This is a genomic window from Candidatus Omnitrophota bacterium (assembly GCA_028716245.1).
Lineage (GTDB): Bacteria > Omnitrophota > Gorgyraeia > Gygaellales > Profunditerraquicolaceae > UBA6249.
In genome coordinates this window covers 363,810-383,078 of the sequence record JAQUQW010000001.1, presented here as the reverse complement: position 1 = coordinate 383,078, position 19,269 = coordinate 363,810, and the positions used below count along the sequence as shown (strand labels likewise).

General features: G+C 42.8%; 24 protein-coding genes. All 24 read right to left on the bottom strand.

Going from position 1 to position 19,269, the window contains the following annotated elements; all coding sequences use genetic code 11:
* Window positions 1-31 precede the first annotated feature (31 nt).
* Window positions 32-1,063: a 6-phosphofructokinase gene (locus PHG87_02105; protein MDD5476990.1), complete on the bottom strand. Its 1,032-nt coding sequence runs from the start codon at window positions 1,061-1,063 to the stop codon at window positions 32-34.
* A 17-nt stretch (window positions 1,064-1,080) separates the two neighbouring features.
* Complete coding sequence (gene amaP, locus PHG87_02100) at window positions 1,081-1,689, bottom strand: alkaline shock response membrane anchor protein AmaP (GenBank protein ID MDD5476989.1); 609 nt, start codon at window positions 1,687-1,689, stop codon at window positions 1,081-1,083.
* 2 nt (window positions 1,690-1,691) lie between these two features.
* Window positions 1,692-2,045 (bottom strand): Asp23/Gls24 family envelope stress response protein, encoded by a 354-nt coding sequence (locus tag PHG87_02095; protein ID MDD5476988.1) that lies wholly within the window; start codon window positions 2,043-2,045, stop codon window positions 1,692-1,694.
* Window positions 2,046-3,407, bottom strand: coding sequence for an acetyl-CoA carboxylase biotin carboxylase subunit (gene accC / locus PHG87_02090; protein MDD5476987.1), 1,362 nt, complete (start codon window positions 3,405-3,407; stop codon window positions 2,046-2,048).
* A gap of 10 nt (window positions 3,408-3,417) precedes the next feature.
* Complete coding sequence (gene accB, locus PHG87_02085) at window positions 3,418-3,873, bottom strand: acetyl-CoA carboxylase biotin carboxyl carrier protein (protein MDD5476986.1); 456 nt, start codon at window positions 3,871-3,873, stop codon at window positions 3,418-3,420.
* Window positions 3,874-3,977: 104 nt separating this feature from the next.
* A complete protein-coding gene (gene efp, locus PHG87_02080) occupies window positions 3,978-4,544 on the bottom strand; it encodes an elongation factor P (protein MDD5476985.1) in 567 nt (188 codons plus the stop codon).
* Window positions 4,544-5,587, bottom strand: a complete 1,044-nt coding sequence (locus tag PHG87_02075; protein ID MDD5476984.1) for an aminopeptidase P family protein — start codon at window positions 5,585-5,587, stop codon at window positions 4,544-4,546. Before PHG87_02075 ends, efp begins: the two co-directional genes overlap by 1 nt.
* Window positions 5,584-6,027 (bottom strand): type II 3-dehydroquinate dehydratase, encoded by a 444-nt coding sequence (gene aroQ, locus PHG87_02070; protein MDD5476983.1) that lies wholly within the window; start codon window positions 6,025-6,027, stop codon window positions 5,584-5,586. The genes PHG87_02075 and aroQ overlap by 4 nt, the downstream gene beginning before the upstream one ends.
* Window positions 6,027-6,194, bottom strand: coding sequence for a Trm112 family protein (locus PHG87_02065; GenBank protein ID MDD5476982.1), 168 nt, complete (start codon window positions 6,192-6,194; stop codon window positions 6,027-6,029). Before PHG87_02065 ends, aroQ begins: the two co-directional genes overlap by 1 nt.
* Window positions 6,191-6,532: a DUF1844 domain-containing protein gene (locus PHG87_02060; GenBank protein ID MDD5476981.1), complete on the bottom strand. Its 342-nt coding sequence runs from the start codon at window positions 6,530-6,532 to the stop codon at window positions 6,191-6,193. Before PHG87_02060 ends, PHG87_02065 begins: the two co-directional genes overlap by 4 nt.
* Before the next feature lie 3 nt (window positions 6,533-6,535).
* Entirely contained in the window at window positions 6,536-7,360 is an 825-nt protein-coding gene (amrB, locus tag PHG87_02055) for an AmmeMemoRadiSam system protein B (GenBank protein MDD5476980.1), read from the bottom strand.
* A gap of 2 nt (window positions 7,361-7,362) precedes the next feature.
* Window positions 7,363-7,524 (bottom strand): 30S ribosomal protein S21, encoded by a 162-nt coding sequence (gene rpsU, locus PHG87_02050; GenBank protein ID MDD5476979.1) that lies wholly within the window; start codon window positions 7,522-7,524, stop codon window positions 7,363-7,365.
* A gap of 46 nt (window positions 7,525-7,570) precedes the next feature.
* Window positions 7,571-7,951, bottom strand: a complete 381-nt coding sequence (locus PHG87_02045) for a response regulator (GenBank protein ID MDD5476978.1) — start codon at window positions 7,949-7,951, stop codon at window positions 7,571-7,573.
* Between the two features lie 31 nt (window positions 7,952-7,982).
* Window positions 7,983-9,593, bottom strand: coding sequence for an ATP-binding protein (locus tag PHG87_02040; GenBank protein MDD5476977.1), 1,611 nt, complete (start codon window positions 9,591-9,593; stop codon window positions 7,983-7,985).
* 5 nt (window positions 9,594-9,598) lie between these two features.
* Window positions 9,599-10,192 (bottom strand): FMN-binding protein, encoded by a 594-nt coding sequence (locus tag PHG87_02035; GenBank protein MDD5476976.1) that lies wholly within the window; start codon window positions 10,190-10,192, stop codon window positions 9,599-9,601.
* Window positions 10,182-11,183: an FAD:protein FMN transferase gene (locus tag PHG87_02030; protein MDD5476975.1), complete on the bottom strand. Its 1,002-nt coding sequence runs from the start codon at window positions 11,181-11,183 to the stop codon at window positions 10,182-10,184. Before PHG87_02030 ends, PHG87_02035 begins: the two co-directional genes overlap by 11 nt.
* 6 nt (window positions 11,184-11,189) lie before the next feature.
* Complete coding sequence (locus PHG87_02025; protein MDD5476974.1) at window positions 11,190-12,455, bottom strand: hypothetical protein; 1,266 nt, start codon at window positions 12,453-12,455, stop codon at window positions 11,190-11,192.
* Window positions 12,456-12,487: 32 nt separating this feature from the next.
* Entirely contained in the window at window positions 12,488-12,874 is a 387-nt protein-coding gene (locus tag PHG87_02020) for a response regulator (protein ID MDD5476973.1), read from the bottom strand.
* Window positions 12,875-13,001: 127 nt separating this feature from the next.
* Complete coding sequence (locus tag PHG87_02015) at window positions 13,002-13,706, bottom strand: hypothetical protein (GenBank protein MDD5476972.1); 705 nt, start codon at window positions 13,704-13,706, stop codon at window positions 13,002-13,004.
* Window positions 13,707-13,878: 172 nt separating this feature from the next.
* Window positions 13,879-15,525, bottom strand: coding sequence for a chaperonin GroEL (gene groL, locus PHG87_02010; GenBank protein MDD5476971.1), 1,647 nt, complete (start codon window positions 15,523-15,525; stop codon window positions 13,879-13,881).
* A gap of 36 nt (window positions 15,526-15,561) precedes the next feature.
* Entirely contained in the window at window positions 15,562-15,852 is a 291-nt protein-coding gene (gene groES / locus PHG87_02005) for a co-chaperone GroES (protein ID MDD5476970.1), read from the bottom strand.
* 101 nt (window positions 15,853-15,953) lie between these two features.
* A complete protein-coding gene (locus PHG87_02000) occupies window positions 15,954-16,571 on the bottom strand; it encodes a hypothetical protein (protein ID MDD5476969.1) in 618 nt (205 codons plus the stop codon).
* Window positions 16,555-17,292 carry a type III pantothenate kinase gene (locus PHG87_01995; protein MDD5476968.1) on the bottom strand — a complete coding sequence of 246 codons (738 nt, stop codon included), beginning with the start codon at window positions 17,290-17,292 and terminating at the stop codon, window positions 16,555-16,557. The genes PHG87_02000 and PHG87_01995 overlap by 17 nt, the downstream gene beginning before the upstream one ends.
* Window positions 17,276-19,249: an excinuclease ABC subunit UvrB gene (gene uvrB, locus PHG87_01990; protein ID MDD5476967.1), complete on the bottom strand. Its 1,974-nt coding sequence runs from the start codon at window positions 19,247-19,249 to the stop codon at window positions 17,276-17,278. The genes PHG87_01995 and uvrB overlap by 17 nt, the downstream gene beginning before the upstream one ends.
* Between the last annotated feature and the right edge of the window lie 20 nt (window positions 19,250-19,269).

Below are 19,269 nucleotides of genomic sequence, written 5' to 3'. Positions count from 1 at the left end.
GCAATACCATTGAGCGCGGGATGCCTACACCTTATCCAAAAAAAACTTTCGCGATATCATAAAGTTCCATATCCACGGTTTTTAAAGCCTTCACTGCTTCTTCTAAAGGCACATCAATAATCTTGATACCGGCCAAGGCTACCATTTTCCCGAATTTCTTATTTTTAATCAACTCCACTGCTTTCACCCCTAAGCGCGTGCCCAATACACGGTCAAAGGCAGTTGGTGAGCCACCTCTTTGTATATGGCCTAAGACGCTGACCCTGGTTTCATAGCCGGTTTTTTTCTCAATCTGCGCGGCTAATTCTTCGCCGATACCGCCGAGCCTTACATGCCCAAAGGCATCCAGCTTTTTTTCCTGAGTAACCATAGACCCGTCCTTAAATTGAGCGCCCTCGGAAACCACGACGATACTAAAAGTTTTTCCCCGGGCATGCCTTTTCTCGATCACGTTACAAACTTCATCTAGATCAATAGGGATTTCAGGGATTAGGATCACATCCGCTCCTCCGGCAATACCTGCCTCAAGGGCAATCCAGCCCGCGTGCCTGCCCATGACTTCGGCAACCATGATCCGATGATGGCTTTCAGCCGTAGTATGCAAACGGTCAATGCATTCCATTGCCACGTTTAAAGCAGTATCAAAACCAAAAGTATAATCAGTAGCGGAGAGGTCATTGTCAATAGTCTTAGGAACTCCCACGATATTAGGCAGGCCGTCTTTAACCAGCTTGGAAGCAACACCAAGAGTGTCTTCACCGCCTACGGCAACCAAAGCATCCAATCCCATTTTCTTGAAATTATCCTTAACCTTTTGCAAGTCGCCTTCTTTTTTATATGGATTAGTGCGGCTGGTCCCTAAAATAGTCCCGCCTTTGGGCAATATCCCGGAGACAGCATTAATATCTAAGCGCAGGGTATCGTTTTCAACTAAACCCTTCCAACCATTTTTAATACCTACGATTTCATATCCTTCAAGCAGCCCTTTACGCACAACTGCCCGAATTACCGGATTTAATCCTGGACAATCACCCCCGCCTGTTAAAATGCCAATTCTTGCCATTTCTTTATTTTCCTCCTCTAAACCCGTCCGTAACCGCTAAACGGTATTGTTGAATAGTCATCTTTCTCAAAGTCTTTTTTCTTGCGGTTATCTTTTTCATCGTGAACGATCTTGGCTACATGGATCCTGATAATAATCTGTTCTTCAACCCCCAAAACCTCCTGAATTTTAGATTTGGTGATATCCTGCAGGCGGCTGGTAAGCTCAGGGATATTGGCTTCAGAACGCAAGACCACCCGCATATCGACAATAATTCCTTTTTTATTAGCCACGACATTTGGCCTTAATTCCTTTACCTCCGGGATTATCCCGGACAACCTGCGGATCAAGTCTTCGACAGCTGAGAGGGAAATAGTAACCTGGCCGCTGGATGTTGCAAAAGCAATTGTCCTTTCCCGCTGAAATTTACCTAAGATAATCTGGGCAAAGGAAAAACTAATCAGGATTAAAAGCGCTCCGGAGAACCCGATAATTATCCGGGAATTTTGGCTGCTTTGGGCAAAAATAAGCAAATTATTGATATCCTGGGGCAATAACAGGTTTAATGAAAATACAATCATCGCCAGGCCAATTCCGATAATAATTACCGCGTAAAATACAATCCCTAATACGGAAAAAAATCTCATAGTTAGCCCCTTTCTATTCCCCGTACATTTATATTGATATCTTTTATGGAAAGATTACTCATTTTTTCTAACGCCTGGTGTACATTCTCCTGGACGCGGCTGGCGACATCCGGAATATTATAACCGTATTTGATAACCAAAGGTATTTCCACCTTTACTTCTTCGTTTTTAGAAATATCCACTTTTATTGCCGAAAAATATTTCTGACCGAAAAATTCAAGCAGCCCGCTTTTTAAATCCTTGCTGACGGATTTAACCCCTTCAATCTCCATGGCCGCAATGGAAGATATGGATGAAATCACATTCTTATGAATCTTGACCAGCCCTAATTCGTTCCTTGATTCATCGCGGTCCATTTACTCTGCCTTCCCTTCATTTGCCAGAAGATCCTGCACAAAATGCGTGGAGATATCGCTCTTTTTAAATAACGGATTGTCCATTAGCTTAAGATGAAAAGGTATGGTGGTTTTAATTGGGGCAATGTAAAATTCGCTTAAAGCCCGGCGCATAGTTTTGATTGCCTCCTGGCGGTTATTTCCGTAGACAATGAGTTTAGCCACTAAAGAATCATAATAAGGTGATATTTCGTATCCGGCGTAAATATGCGTATCTACCCGGACATTGGGGCCGCCGGGCAGGATTAATGAATCGATCTTTCCGGGGCAGGGCATAAAGTTATTATCCGGATCTTCGGCGTTAATCCGGCATTCAATCGCCGCCCCTCTCAGTTGAATATTGTCTTGATTGAATTTAAGTTTTTCACCGGAAGCCACCCGGATCTGCTCTTTAATCAAATCAATACCGGTAACCATTTCCGTAACCGGATGCTCTACCTGAATCCGGGTATTCATCTCCATAAAATAGAAATTTCCGGTTTTTTCATCAAGCAAAAACTCAATCGTGCCGCAACTGACATAGCCGATGGATTTCATTCCTTTTAAAACCATCTCTCCTAATTTACGGCGCATCTTGCTATCGACTACCGGAGAAGGAGATTCTTCAAGCAATTTCTGATGCCTCCTCTGGATGCTGCAGTCTCTTTCTCCAAGCTGCACAATATGACCGGAAGAGTCGGCAATAATCTGCACTTCAATATGGCGCGGCCTCTCAATATATTTTTCAATGTAGACGCTGGAATTGCCAAAATTTGCTTCTGCTTCGGTCTGGGCGGTCAATAAACTGGATACCAGAGTTAAATCATTATGGCAAATACGCATTCCTTTGCCGCCGCCTCCGGCAGCTGCTTTGATAATTACCGGATAACCGATTGTCTTGGCGGTCTTGAGCGCCTCCTCCTTGTTTTTTATAATCGCGCGGCTTCCGGGAACAATCGGCAGGCCTGCTTTCTGCATCGTGGTGCGGGCGGCCATTTTATCGCCCATCAGGCGCATATTCTCCGGAGTAGGGCCGATAAAAGTGATTTTACAGGATTGACATATTTCAGCAAAATGCGCGTTTTCAGCCAAAAACCCATAGCCTGGATGAATGGCCTCAACATCGGTAATTTCAGCTGCGCTGATGATCGCGGGGATGTTTAGATAACTATTGCTGGAGGATGCCTGGCCGATACAGATTGCTTCATCAGCAAAACGTACGTGCAGGCTGTTGCGGTCTGCCTGGGAGTAAACGGCTACGGTACGTATGCCCATCTCATGGCAAGCGCGGATTATTCTTAAGGCGATTTCGCCTCGATTAGCAATAAGAACTTTAGAGAACATCTTAGATTACTTAGAGCGGTTCAATAAGGAATAATGGCTGGCCGAATTCTACCGGCTCAGCGTTATCAACCAATATCTCAAGGATCTTACCTTTTATTTCTGATTTTATTTCGTTCATTAATTTCATCGCTTCAATGATACAAATTACCTGGCCCGGTTCAATGGTTTGGCCAACTTCTACATAAGCAGGAGCCTCAGGATTAGGCGCCCGATAGAATGTTCCGACCATCGGAGACTTGATCTCCACTGTTTTAACCACATTCTTTTCTTCTGTCTGCTGTATGCTTTGAACTTTAGGTTGAGCGGCTCCACCTTGCCCCTGCAGAACAACCGTTCCATCAAAGCCTTCGATGCCGTTAGCTGTTTTTTTAAGGCGAATACGCATATCATCCTTCTCTACTTCCAGCTCAGAGAGGCCGTTTTCATTCATCAGATTAATCATTTCCTTAATCTCTTTAATATTCATTGAAAGCTCCTTGGCCAGAAGGCCATACCCGCGTAATTTTCGCCACAAGGCGAACACTGGCGCAATTCAAATAAGCGCCAGGTGCCTTATCTGCGGGGTGTTACTTAGTTGACTCTTTCAACATAGGTGCCGCCGGTACGCGTGTCAACTTTAATTTTATCCCCGACATTAATAAACAAAGGAACCTGGATAATTGCCCCGGTATCAACCGTGGCAGGTTTAGTCCCGCTTTTGGATGAATCGCCTTTTATGCCCGGCTCGGTTTCAACAATGTTAAATTCAATAAAATTAGGCAAAGTTATAGACAAGGTTTCCCCCTTAAAGAAGTAGCCCTGGATCTCCAGGTTATCCTTTAAGAGTTTGGCATTATCTCCGACGCTCTCTTGCGAGATAGCAATTTCTTCGAAGTTATCTGTATCCATAAAATGGAATATACCGGCGCTTGAATACTGGTATTGTAATTTACGTTCTTCGATAAAAGCCTGCTCTATTTTATCGTCACCGCGAAAAGTTTTTTCCTGGATATTATTGTTTTTCATGTTGCGCAGCCTTGCCCGCACAAAAGCCGCGCCCTTGCCGGGTTTGATGTGCTGGGCGTCAAGACACACGTAAACATTGTTATCGACTAAAATCGTTACCCCTGATTTGATTTCATTTATGGATAGAGCCACTAAAGCACCTCGCAACCTTTGCTTGTTACTAAAATCATATCCTCGATCCTTATGCCAAATTTTCCCGGTAAATATATCCCCGGTTCTACCGTAAAAGTCATTCCCGGTTTGACTGCGCTGGCTTCATTACCGGAGATCCGCGGATCCTCATGCACCTCCAGGCCAAAACCATGGCCGAGGTTATGGGTAAAATTCTTGGCGTACCCTTTTTTGGCGATGTAATCCCGTGCAACCCTATCAATTTCAGCCATTTCTGCGCCGGGCCGAATTCTTTTGATCGCCAGCTCCTGGGCTTTAAGGACAATATTATAAACCTTACGCTCAAGAACGTTTATTTTACCCAAAAAGAAAACCCTTGTCAAGTCAGATTTATACCCTTGATAATCAACTCCTAAATCAATGAGCACCGGTTCATTGTCTTTAAGTTTTCGTTCTCCGGAAAGATGATGCGGCTGGCTGGAATTTGGCCCGGAAGCCACAATGATGTCAAAAGCTGAGGCTCTGGCCCCCTGATACCTTATAAAACGCTCAAGCTCTGCTACAATCTCGACCTCTTTAGCCCCCGGGATAAGAAACTGTTTAACGTATTCTAAAGCTAAAGCCGTGATCCGGGTGGCCTTTTTAAGTTTTAGAAGTTCCTGGCTATCTTTAACCTGCCTTTTATCCTCAATTATGCTGTGCGTAGGGATTAAATCAAAATTCCCTTTTGCATACTCTTTAATCTTGGCAAATTCGGCAAACGGCAGGTATCTCTCCTCGATACCCACCTTCTTTAGTTTAAATTCAAGTATAGTTTGGGCGATCCGTTTAAATACAGAACCGTTGCATTCTTTAAGCCGGACGTTACCTTTTAAAAATTTTTTTGCTTCTTCGGTATAGCGGGAATCGGTAAAATAGATGTTGCCTTTGCGGGAAACCAGGAAATAGGAATCACGGCTTTGGGATTGCGTCAGATAAGAGATATTGGCCGGCCAACAAACAAGCAGGGCATCAAGCTTTCTCTGTTTGAGCACAGAATGTATGTTTCTTAAGCGACGATTCATTTTGTTGGGATTAAATCAAGCAGGGCAGCCAATCCTAAGGTATAACTTTTTGCCCCAAAACCCAGGATCGTGCCGCAAGCAACCGGGCTAATCAGGGACTTATGCCTGAACTCCTCGCGGGAATAAATATTAGAAAGGTGTACTTCAACCACGATTAATCCGCAGGCAGCGAGCGCATCGCGCACAGCCACACTGGTATGCGTATAGGCTGCCGGGTTAATCAAAATACCTTGAAATTTATTTTTTTTGGCTCCTCCAATTAAATCTACGATCGCACCTTCATGGTTAGATTGTTTAATAACTAAAGCTGCCTTAGCTTTTTTGGCCTGGGTTTTAAGCATCTGGTTAATTTTGGCTAAAGTCAGGCGGCCATAGATTGCCGGTTCTCTTGTCCCCAGAAGATTCAGGTTAGGCCCATGGATAACCAGTATCTTCTTCATTAAGAGTGGTTTCCTTGTTCTGCCTCGTCAATTAGCATAACCGGGATTCCATCGCGCACCGGATATTTTTTTCCGCATTTCTTGCAAACAATTTTATTATTGATTAATTCCACGTCGGCTTTGCAGGCAGGACAGGCTAATATATCCAGCAGTTCTTTATCGATCATTTCGGTTTATCCTCGCTTTTAGCCAGGTAGGCTATTCTTAATTCATAAAGTAAATTCTCTAATAGATCCGTTTCTTCCTTGGTAAGATTGCCCTTGGTTTTTTCCTGCAGCATAGCTAATGTATCAATAAGGAATTTTGCCTGGGCCGGATCTTTCTGAATTTTACCGGTTGAAGGATTTTCCATATGCCCCAAAGCAATAGAGGCCTGCAGAGAGAGGGTGGTGATGAAAAATTTAAAATCCGCTTCCGGAGGAACAAACCCCTGTTCAGTTTTGGGCTCCTGTTTTTCTTTTTCTATGTTTTCTTTCCAATTTTGGTCAACCTTCTTTTCATCCATAGTTTAATAGATTGTGATTCCGGCATAGCCCACAACACTGCTGGTATCTTTGGTGGCATCAGCGCTGGTTTGATATTTAATCAGCTTTCCCGCTTTTGCCCCAAGGATCTTTGCGGCTTTAATCAAAACCGCAACCGGGGCAAAACCGCACATGGAAATATCAAATTTTTTAATTGTCGACTCCAGCCTTTGTTCATCTAAGGCGCATATTGCTTCAATCGCCAGGTTATCTTTTTTCTCCGCGCTTTTCTGCGGCTCATAATGCGTCATATCCGAACTGGCAATAAAGATAACCGAGCTTTTAAGGCCTATTTCGTTAATTCCACCGGCCAGGCTTTGCGCAATTTCATTAAGCGCGGATAAATCGCCGATTTTAATCGCGATGGGGACGATTTTAAAATCGCGCCTAAAATACTGTAATATGGGCAGTTCTACCTCTAGGGAGTGTTCATCCAGATGGGCGATGGTATCAGCTTCCAGATAAGCGGATTTACTTAAGAATGAATTTGCCAGTTCCGAATTAATTTCAACATTACCCAGGGGAGTTTGCCAGGTTCCCTGCGGCATTATACTAAAATCAGCCCCTAAGCCCGTGTGATTGGGGCCCAAAAGAACCACTGTGTTTTTGATATTTACCCTTGAGATTGTGGCTACGGCTACTTTTCCGGAATAAACATATCCGGCATGAGGCAAAACGCATCCGATAACATCATTCTTTTGCGCTCCCTTATCGGCAAAAGAAGAAATCATTGCGTTAATATCTTTTGCGTTTGAAGGATAAAATTGTCCGGCCACAGCAGGTTTACGGATACTATTTTGAGGCAGCATACTTATTTTCTGGCTTTAGCTTTTTTTCTTTTGCGTTCGCTTGGTTTTTCGTAATGTTTGCGATCGCGGACTTCCCGCAAAATCCCCTCCTGCTCAATTTTCTTCTTAAACCGGCGCAAAGCGGATTCAAAAGACTCATCTTTCTTTACTTCAACTTGTGTCAATATAATCATCTCCTTTCCTTCTGAATTTGGAAAATTTAGTATAGCATTATTTTTTCTTTTCTACCAGGATTTTATCGACCAAACATTTTATTTCGCCGATATTAAACGGTTTGCGGATTAAACCGTACGCCCCTTCGCTCACTGCCTGCTCGAGGATACCTTCTATCGTATAGCCGGTCATCATTACTACTGAGGCATCCTGATCAATCTGGCGGATCTGGCGAAAAGTCTCTAAACCGTTTAAACCCGGCAGCCGGTAGTCGATAAAGAAAAGATCGAATCTTCCTGAGCGGGATAGCTCTACCGCTTTGTATCCATCTTCAGCTTTAACTACTTCCAGCCCATGCAGGGATAATAGGTCGTTTAAAAAATCCCGGATGATTTTTTCATCATCCACGATCAAAGCGCGAGGTTTTTTCCCATTCATCAAGCACCCCCTAATCAAATCTTTTATTAATTTAGGTTATCGCGGGTAATTTAATCCTGAATGTCGCCCCTTTATTTTTGCCTTCAGACTCTGCTTCCAGGATACCATTAAGATCTTTAATAATCTGATAAGAAATAGATAAACCCAGCCCATTGCCTTCTCCGACTTTTTTAGTGGTAAAAAACGGCTCAAAGATATAGGATAGGTCCTCTTTTTCAATACCGCAGCCGTTATCGGAGATTTCAATTATTACAAATTTTTTATCTTCCGAGAGTAAAGTCTTTATCTTTAATTTCGCTTCAGGCTTGTTACGTAAAGCCCATCTGGCATTATTGATGATATCTAAAAGGACCTGCCGGAAACGATTAACATCAATCCGGACCAAAGGACAGTCGTTAGCTAATTCTTTGACAATTCTGATATTTTCAAGCTTTATTTCATTATCGGCTAAAGAAATGGTTTTTTCCAAAACTTCATTGATCAAGGCAGGTTCGGGCACTCCTTTTCCGATATGGGAGAATTCCAGGAGCTCCTGGACAATCCGCTTGCAACGTAAGGCGGATTCTTCAATAATATCCAAAAGCCCTTTAAAATCAGAAGGGGCAAAATTATTTTTTGCCGCCATTTCCATTTTTATCAACTCCACGTTATTTAATACTCCGGTAAGCGGATTGTTTATTTCATGAGCCACTCCTCCGGCAAGCGATCCAATCGCTGCCATTTTTACCGATTGAATGAGCTGGACCTGAATCTGTTTTAACTCTTTATTTATCTGGATTAAATGCGTTTGGCTCTGTTCTAGATCTTTTGTCCGTTCCCTGACCTTGATCTCCAGGCCATCTCTTTCTTTTTGTAGAGCTTCGTGCGCCGATTTTAAGCGGCTGGCCATGGCCATAAAACCGGTTTGCAACGCGCCGATTTCATCATTATTTTTTATCCCTATTTTATAATCAAGGTTACCGTTACCGAGTTTACGCATTCCCGCCATTAAATTCATGATCGGTTTAACGATAATTCCGGCGATCCAACAGGCAATCCAGATCGAAAGAAAAATCAATATTAAAAGCGTCCAGATATAGCTATCACGAATTCTCCTTGCCAGGTTGTCAATATTTCCTAAAGCCAAGGAAAAAATAGAAACATCTTCATTGTGCAGATCACTCAACTGTTCTTCTAATTGCTTTAAAACAGCCGGTTCACTGAATTCCCAATAAACTTTTTCTTTTATCCCTGCCCGGATTTCTTTGTAAATCAAATCACGGTATTCTTGGAACAGCCCCTTAATACTGGATAGCATTCTTAAGGTAACCGGTTCATCCTTTCCCAGCTCTTCTAATTCTGATATAAGCTGCGCAATTTTGGAAGCATAGATATCCAGGTGTTTTTTAATTTCCAGCAACTGCTTATCTTTTTGGGCATAGTAGATACCGCTCTGTAAATTCTTGACGATTAACACATTCCTTTGGATTTCAGTGATCAATTCTACTCCGGTAAAATTATGCAATTCAATCTTACGGCTTACCTGGCTTATCTTCCTTGTCGCATTAACATAGTATACCCCCAGCCCAATAAAGAATACTATGATGCAGAAATAACCCAGTAAAATTTTATTTCTTACCGTGATATCTCTAAACTTTTTCATCTTTTCTAATTTTGGCCCAGTACCAGTATTTTATATAAAATTATTGTTTTCTTCATCGTAAAACAGGCGGCACTGGAAGAGATCGTCGCTCCGGATATTCCTTGTATATCCTCACCTAAGCTTATCGGATCATTAAGGGTTTTTCCGGAAAATTGCCTTAAGAAGCTTCCTGAAGCAACGGGCCGGCCGCGGGTTTCGGTATATTTCATTACCGCGGAATTGCGAATCTCCCCCTGTGGCCCCAGGCAGACAATAAATTTAATCGGACCCCATTTTCCCGGCTCATCCAAAATAAGAGCAACGCCGATTGTCTTGTTTTGATTTTTTGCAAAATAGAAAGTAAATTCTCTTTGTTGATTCAGTTCTTTGGCGCTTTTACTTGCGGTCTCATGGACCAAATTGCCTCCCAGCTTTTTTTTAATCATATCCAGCTGTTCTTGAGAAACAGTTATTTTTTGAGTGATTATTTCATCAGCCTGCGGAAGCAAGCGGTCTAAAGCTTCTTGTTCAGTCAAAAGCGTAATGGCAAAGCAAAAATCAGCGCAGATCAGGAGAAAAAATATAATTAACAAGATTTTTTTCAGAATATCATTTTTCATTTTTATTGTAACCATTGAGTAACCTTGCTAATCCTGAAGTGTATAAAAGCTTACCGGAATCGGTCACGATTATCGCTTCCATGCCGGGGATCTTTTCGACGATTTTAAGGCCGGCAGGGCCCAGTATCGAAAGGGCCGGCCCCCAGGCATCGGCAATAGCCGGATCAGGATAAATCACCGTCACTCCAATAGCTTCTTTAGCAGGATAGCCGGTTTTAGGATCAATAATATGGCTATATCTTTTTCTGCCTTTGATAAAAAACCTTTCGTAGTCACCTGAGCCCATAACTGCCTGATCAACCACTTCTATATAACCCAGGATCCCTTCTTTACGCGGATGGCGAATACCTATTTTCCAAGGTTTCTTATTTTTATACCCCAGAGCATAGACATCTCCTCCGGCCTGGATTATTGCCGAATTGACTCCGGCCTTTTTTAATGCCTGGATGCCTTGGTCTACGACATACCCCTTGGCAATACCGCCCAGGTCAATCAATATATTTTCGTTATCTCTTTTCAATTCACCGTTACTAAGAATAAGATGCTGATAGCCGATGTGGCTTAAAGCTTCGGTGATTTTATCAGGCGCAGGTATCTGGTCTGAATTCTCACCGTAAAATCCCCAGAGTTTTACCAGGGGATAAACCGTAATATCAAAGGCGCCTTCTGACTGCTTGCTGATATCCAGGGCTATTTTTATAACCTTAAGGATCTCCTCGTCTTTAATCGGAGTGCCGTTTTGATTAAACGCATATAGGGGGCTATTGGGATTATGGGCGTTAAACTTATCCGTAACCTCCTGCATGCGTTCAAAAGCGCGGTCGATAGCTTTAGAAACAGCCGGTTTCTTGCCGTAAGCATAAATGGTTACATAAGTAGTCATCATTACCCTGCGCTGCTGCTCTAAACTAGCTGCGGGTCCCCGTATAATCCAGAAAGCCGCGCCCACTATCATTGCGATTATAAGGATCAATAATAATGTTTTTCTCATAATAAATTAAAAGGTGGTCCTCCAGCCGATTGTGGAACGGTAATAATCAAGTTTCTCGGATCGATCAGACCTGTCTCCATCAACACGGGAAATTTCTCCCATAATTATAGAGCTATTGGTAAAAAAATAATTCAATCCTAAAGTTGTCGCTTTATAAGTATCCTTTAACAAACTGCTGCCGCCGGTATACGGAAGGCTCACCTGGCTATAATTGATATAAGCGCGCCATTTGGGATTAAAACGGTAAAGGCCTTTTAGGTAGTAACCCTTTTTTTCGGTATCGACATTACCTCCTCCGGTTAGTGGCGTACTGTCGAATTTATTAAACAAATACTCGCTTCTTAAGGTAAATTTCTTATATTTGTATTCAAGTCCCGAGGCATAACGCCAGCTATCATAATCATTACCGTCATCCCATTTGCCGTACCCAAAAGAACCAAAAAATCTGAAGTTGGAGACCTCCGGGGCAATATGCAGCAGTATGGTTTTGCCGTTATTATTATCCACGAACTTACCGTTGGTATTGGTAACATTCCCGTTGAGTAAATAAAAGTAAGCCGGAAGAGACCAGTTTTTAAAATCAAAGTTTTTATAAAGTTCCACTCCCGCATCATGCCAGGATTCAATGTCGCCGATTCCTTTATTCAAATGGTATTGTTCATCCCACCAGACCTCGGAAGCATACTCTTCAGAAAAATAAGGATTAATCACCCCGGCTTTTATCTCTAAGCCATTATTCAGGCGCGTTTTGATAAAAGCCTGGTAAATAGAAGCAGTGGTTGTAGCGCTCTTGGCGCGGCTAATATCGGAACCCAGCGCGGGAGTGGCCGAAGCGGTTACGGTAATATCCGGTTGGACGCTTATGCTTGTAGTATCGTTTAAGTCTTTATCAATATACAGATAGAAGTGGGAAATTCCGGCTGAAGTATTTGTGCTTTGTTTTACGCCGTTACGTTTTCCTTGCGCCTGGTCAAACAGGAACAACTTGAGATGCCCGCCAACCCTGGCGCCTTCGATAGAAAATCCCTTTGGCTTATCTTCTTTGAGCTGTTTTACAGATTCTGAGATTTCGGGGATTTTAGCTACTTGGCTGGACGCACTTGTTTGTTTTTTCTCTAGATCCTCTACTTTTACCTTTAAGGCCTCGATGGTTGACTGCAATTGCTTAATTTGCTCTTTTAAATCTTCCAGGTCATTGCCGGCCTTTACCAGAGTGGCAGGCAAACACACAAAGCCAAAGATAATTATACTAGTAATTATTTTTCTCTTCATTACTTTCTCCTGTTAGCCAAAGATTAAGGGGATTAAATCTTTTCTTTAGAATCAATTGCCTTTTGGATCTCTTTTAATAACCGCGGGAATTCATAGGGCTTGGTAATATAGCCAATTACCCCTAAGGTATAGGCTTTGCGTATATCGGTATAGTTGCCTACGGCTGACAGGATAATTATCGGTATCCCCTGGGTTTCTTCATCTTTGTTTAAAATATCACAAATTTCTAAACCGCCTAGATCCGGTAAGAGTAAATCCAGAAGTATGAGATGGGGTTTAAAAGATTTAACTATTGATGAGACCTCTTTAGCATTTGTTGTCGCATATACTTCAAAATCCGACATAACCAGTAATTTCTTCAGGCTGGTCAAAACTATCTCGTCGTCATCAGCGATCAATATCCGCTTTTTCTCGGCCATATTATTTAACTCCTGTTTTAAATTATTAGTTATATGTAAGATCTCTTTTAACGCTAGTCGCCGCTTCTAATTACAGATTATACTAACATGCGCTAAATTCTATTTCAAGGAATTTAAATTTAACGGTTCATTCTACCTCAAAAGAGATTATAATATTAAAAGAAAGCTGCAAATAGTCCAACTCTTTGGGAAAATCCGGGAAGGGAGAAGCATCTCTAACGCTCTTTAGGGCGATGTTTTTTAGATAATCACCGGCAGTTGTTTTCTCTTCGACTAAACGCGCATCTTTAATATAGCCGTCGCAGGAGATAATAAATGAAATATAGACTTCCCCGGTTTCATTATGGGTATAATTTTGATAAGCGCTGCGGCGGATCTTTTCCCGGACAATCTGATAGTAATTTATATAACTTGGGTTATTCATCTTAGCCATCTCGATGGGAGGCAAGCTGATTTTTCTCTTTATCGCCGTTAGCTGTGGTGCGGCAAAAGTCGGCTTGGGGAAACCTAGCATTCTGTTGGGCAGGAGTTTTTCCGTTTTAGATGGATTATCCTGTTCAACATAAGGCGGGGGAACTTTAGTCCCGGTAATAACTTTGGAATCAAGTTTCAGAAAAGGCTCAGGCTTAGGTAATGGATTTTGTGAATCCGGTTTGAAAGAAGCCTTGGACAATGATTTAGCCTGCGGATTCTCTTTAATATAACGTACTTCTATCTTTTGTTTTTTGGGTGGAGGAGAAAAAGGATTAAAGCTGGGGGCCTGTAGCAGGATTACCCCGTGAGTAAGCAGGGAAATAGTAAAAGTGACCCGAAAAAGCCGATCAGAACGCATAAAAATATATTAACATAAAAAACTACTCTTGCAAGAGCTTAGGGGCACGACCCTGTTTCCTAATCAATCGGGAAACAAGGTCGTGTTTGGTTTGTTTTAATAGTAAAACGGCTGATCCTGTAATCAAGATCAGCCGTTTTACTATATTATTTCCTGTTTTTAAACCTTATTTTTAATACATTCCTCCGCCCATACCGCCCATACCGCCCATTCCGCCGCCGGGCATTGCGGGCATCTTTTCATCTTTTTCCGGTTTATCCACAATTAATGTCTCGGTTGTCAGTAATAACGCGGCAATACTGGAGGCATTTTGTAAAGCCGAGCGGGTAACTTTGGTAGGATCAATTACTCCGGCTTCAATCATATCGACATAGGCATCCTGGCTGACATCATATCCGATATTAGTTTTTTCTTCTTTTATTCTTTGCACGACTACCGAACCTTCCAGGCCGGCATTTTGGGCAATCTGCCTTAAAGGCTCTTCGATGGCGCGCTTGACAATATTTGCGCCGATTTTTTCATCCCCTTCCAGCTTTAGTTTATCTAAAGCAGCAATGGTGCGGATAAGCGCCACGCCGCCGCCGGGAACAATACCTTCCTGAGTAGCTGCGCGGGTTGCGTGCAGCGCATCCTCTACGCGGGCCTTCTTTTCTTTCATTTCGGTTTCGGTGGCCGCCCCAACGTTGATTACCGCGACACCGCCGGCTAATTTCGCCAGGCGTTCCTGCAGTTTTTCTTTATCATAATCAGAGTCAGTATCTTCGATTTGTTTTTTGATTTGGCTGATTCGGGCATTGATTGCCTGATTTTTCCCCGCGCCTTCGACAATCGTGGAATTTTCTTTATCGATTTTCACCTTTTTAGCGCGGCCAAGGTCCTCAATATCAACATTTTCCAGCTTGATACCCAAGTCTTCAGTCAAGGCTTTACCGCCGGTAAGAATAGCGATATCTTCAAGCATGGCTTTACGCCTGTCGCCATATCCCGGAGCCTTTACCGCGCAGGCAACAAAAGTCCCGCGGATCTTATTAACTACTAAGGTGGCTAAAGCTTCGCCGTCAACCTCTTCGGCGATAATCAATAATGGTTTGCCGACGCGGGCAATTTTTTCCAGTAGAGGAAGAATATCTTTGATTGAGGATATCTTCTTTTCGTAGATAAGAATATAAGCATCTTCCAAGAGTACTTCCATTCTCTCGGCATCGGTTACAAAGTACGGAGAAAGATATCCTTGGTCAAACTGCATACCTTCCACTACATCCAGGGTAGTGGCGGTGGATTTTGCTTCTTCAACCGTGATTACCCCGTCTTTGCCTACCTTGTCCATCGCCTCGGCGATTAATTCACCGATATTGGTATCGGAGTTAGCGGCAATACTGGCAACCTGAGCGATCTCTTTTTTATCTTTGATCGGAGTGGAAAGTTTACCTAATTCCTCTACTATTTTTGTGACCGCTTTCTCGATTCCGCGTTTTAGGGCCATCGGATTTGAACCGGCGGTAACATTTTTTAATCCTTCGCGGTAAATCGATTCCGCTAAGACTGTGGCAGTAGTAGTACCGTCGCCGGCGATATCCGAGGTTTTCTCGGCCACTTCCTTGACCATCTGGGCGCCCATATTTTCAAAAGCATCCTCTAAATCGATCTCTTTGGCTACGGTTACCCCGTCCTTGGTGATGGTGGGTGAGCCGAATTTTTTGTCGATTACGACGTTACGGCCCTTCGGCCCCAAGGTTACCTTTACCGCAGCAGCCAGCTGTTCTACGCCGCTTAAAATTTTGCGGCGGGCATCGTCACTATACAACAATTGTTTTGCCATAAATCCTCCTTTAAGTCTATAAGCCTGTTTTTTTTGTTATTTAAGGATTGCTAAGATATCTTCTTCGCGCAGAATTAGCAATTCTTCGCCTTCTTTGGTCGTAATTTCATTACCGGAATATTTTCCGTATAACACCTTGTCCCCGACTTTCACTTCAGGGGCTTGCACTGTTCCATTCTCAAGCACCTTACCTTTGCCTACCGCCACAACTTTGGCCTCTTGGGGTTTTTCCTTGGCAGTGTCAGGCAGGACTATACCGCCTTTGGTTTTATTCTCCGCTTCTAAAGGTTTAACTACGATCCGGTCGCCCAATGGTTTAATTTCCATCTTGTCACCTCCCTAAAAATATGAAGTTATTGGTTACAACTAGCACTCTTTTTCCCAGAGTGCTAATTATAGATAAAAAAAATTTCTTGTCAAGAGTTTTTTTAAAACCGGAATTTTTTTATTTCGCTGGGGGCGTCATTTATTATGCCCACGATTTTACTATCGCTATTGATTAATACGAATTTATCCTGCCGGTATTCAAGATTTAAGTTGTAGGCCGTAGTAACCGTATAAAAATAAGGATTGGCATCGCTGATATCCGGAGAATGATTTTTTTCGACATAAAGATCCTCATTTATGGTAACTGTGGCTTTATAAGGAGCAAAAATAGAGTCGGTTTTAGCCACGTCACTTTTAATCAGGCTGTACTTGTATCCCCGTAAATAATATTCATAAGGCACCGGGGAGACCGGATAGAGTGAAGATAATTTCTCCCAGCTTTGTTCGAGGCGGCTGCCCAGGGCGTTTTCTTTATTTGCTTTAGCCGAAGCTATCCAGTTTTGGATTATTTGGTTTAAACTAAAATTTAGTTTTTTAGCCAATTCATCCTGTTCTTTTTGTTTATACGTCTCATAATTTTTGAGTGCCTGTTCAATAACCACCCCGGTTTCAGCTTTAGCCGCGGGTTTGTTGTTTTCTTCGGCATAAGAAGCGGGAAAAATCCCCGCCCCAAGGAATGCGGCTGCCAAAATAAATGCAGTTTTAAATTTTATTTCCATAGACAAGATTAATACCTTTTAAGGTTAAATTCGTATCAATTTTAATTCCCATTCCGGAATACTTCTTGATTAAATGGATATTTCCGCCGGCGCCGATAACCAGCGCGTCTTTACCGATACGCTGTTTAATTTTATTTACCAGTTCTTTAGCCAGGGAAGCAATGCCAAAAACAATCCCGCTTAATATGCTGTTTTTAGTATCGGTTCCGATAAGGGTTATTGGCTGCTGTAATTTTATCTTTGGCAGGAGCGCGGTCTTTGCGCTTAAGGCTTCCAAGGAAATCCGTATTCCGGGAAATATTAATCCGCCCAGGTAGGCTTTTTTCCTGGAAACTACATCAAAAGTAATCGCGGTGCCGGAATTTATGACGATTAAAGGGGTTGGATAAAGATTGCAGGCAGCGTAAGCCCCCACCAGCCGGTCCTGGCCTAATTGTTTAGGATTACGGTAAAAATTTTTCATGGGAACAATTATGTCTTTACCTATTATATAGGGGGTTTTTCCGGTTAAGAGTTTTAGGTCATGCTTAAGGATGGCGGTTAGTTTAGGCACAACGCTGCAAATGGCGGCAGCCGATATTGGTTGGCTACCGGCAAGTTTTTTTGCGAATTTACTCCGGGAATAGGTTTTTACGGGGATATTGAATTTTTTGATGATTTTTTTGCCTTTAAATAGCGCGCTTTTTATGTTGGTATTTCCGATATCAATGGCCAGTAGCATTACGCAGCTCCTTGATCTTGTCCCTTAAGCCGGCTGCTTTTTCAAATTGCAAATTCCGCGCCGCCAGCTCCATTTCATATTCTAACTCGGATATATATTTATGCAACTGGTATTGCTCTTTTGGCTCACCGGTTAGGCTCTGCACAAATTCAGAGGTATCCTCCAGGTCCTCTATTCCTTCTTTGATCGACCTTTGAATTGAGCGGGGAGTAATTTTGTTCCTGCGGTTGTATTCCATCTGGATTTTTCTCCTGCGGTTGCTTTCGTTGATTGCTTTTTTCATCGAACCGGTGATAGTATCGGCGTACATAATTACTGTTCCGTCGATATTGCGCGCAGCCCTTCCGGCTACCTGAATTAAGCTGGTCGCTGAACGCAGAAACCCTTCTTTATCCGCGTCGATGATGGCAACCAATGAAACCTCTGGTAAATCCAGCCCTTCGCGCAGCAGATTAATCCCCACTAGGCAATCAAATTTCTTCTGGCGCAGTTCTTTGAGGATTACCGAACGGCTAATGGTCTGTATTTCGGAATGCAGGTATTTTACTTTTATCCCGTTTTCAGCCAGATAATTAGCCAGGTCTTCGGAGCTTCTTTTGGTCAGGGTGGTTACCAGCACCCTTTGGTTATTTTTAGCCCGTTTTTTTATCTGCAGGATTAAATCCTGGATTTGCCCTTTGGAAGGCTTAACGATAATTTCCGGGTCGATTAAACCGGTAGGCCGGATAATCTGCTCAATAATTTTATTTGCGCTTAATTTTAACTCATATTCATCAGGCGTGGCTGAAACAAAAACCAGTTGTTTTACCAGCCGGTTGAATTCTTCAAATTTCAACGGCCGGTTATCCAGGCATGACGGAAGGCGGAAGCCGTAATTTACCAGCGTCTCCTTCCTTGCCCTGTCTCCGGCATACATACCTCTTATCTGCGGGATAGTTGCGTGGGACTCATCGATTACGGTTAAGAAATCCCCCTGGAAATAATCGATCATCGAATATGGCCGGCTACCGGCGGGTAGCGCATTCAAATGCCGGGAATAGTTCTCTATCCCGTGGCAGTAGCCTATTTCTTTAAGCATTTCCAGGTCGTAGTTTGTGCGGGACTGGAGGCGCTGGGCTTCCAGTAATTTATTTTTTTCTTTCAGGTTTTTTAACTGCACAGTCAGTTCTTCCCTTATAGACTTAATCGCCGTATCGATCCTGTTCCTTGAGACAATAAAATGTTTTGCCGGATAAATGGCGACTTTGTCGATAACGCTGATTGTCTTTGCGGATACCGGTTCAATTACCGAGATTTTGTTGATTAAATCACCGGCCATTTCTATACGCAGCGCTTGTTCGCTGTAGGAAGGGAATATTTCAATTACGTCCCCGCGCACCCGTAATTTTCCGCGTTTGAATTCATAATCATTGCGCTCATATTGGATCTGGATGAGCCGGGTAATTAATTCATCCCTCTGGATTTTTTCCTTCGTATTTAAGATCACCAGCATCTTTTGGTAATCTTGGGGAGAACCCAGGTTATAGATACAGGAAACCGAGGCCACGATAATTACATCCTTGCGGCTCATTAATGAGGTTGTTGCCGACAGCCTCAGGCGGTCCAGCCGCTCATTGATGGATGAGTCTTTTTCTATGTAGGTATCCGTGGAAGGGATGTAGGCTTCTGGCTGGTAATAATCGTAATAACTTACAAAATATTCAACCGCGTTATGCGGAAAGAATTGTTTAAATTCCGAATAAAGCTGGGCGGCCAATGTTTTATTATGTGAAATTACCAGGGTGGGTAAGCCGACTTTGGCGATTACGTTGGCTAGGGTAAAAGTTTTACCGCTGCCGGTAACTCCCAGCAAAGTAGAGTAAGGTTTTTTATCCAGGATAGACTTGGAGAGTTCCGCTATTGCTTTGGGCTGGTCGCCGCAGGGCTTAAAAACGGAAATTAGTTTAAATTTACCCATGGGCTTAAATTTTGGCCGGC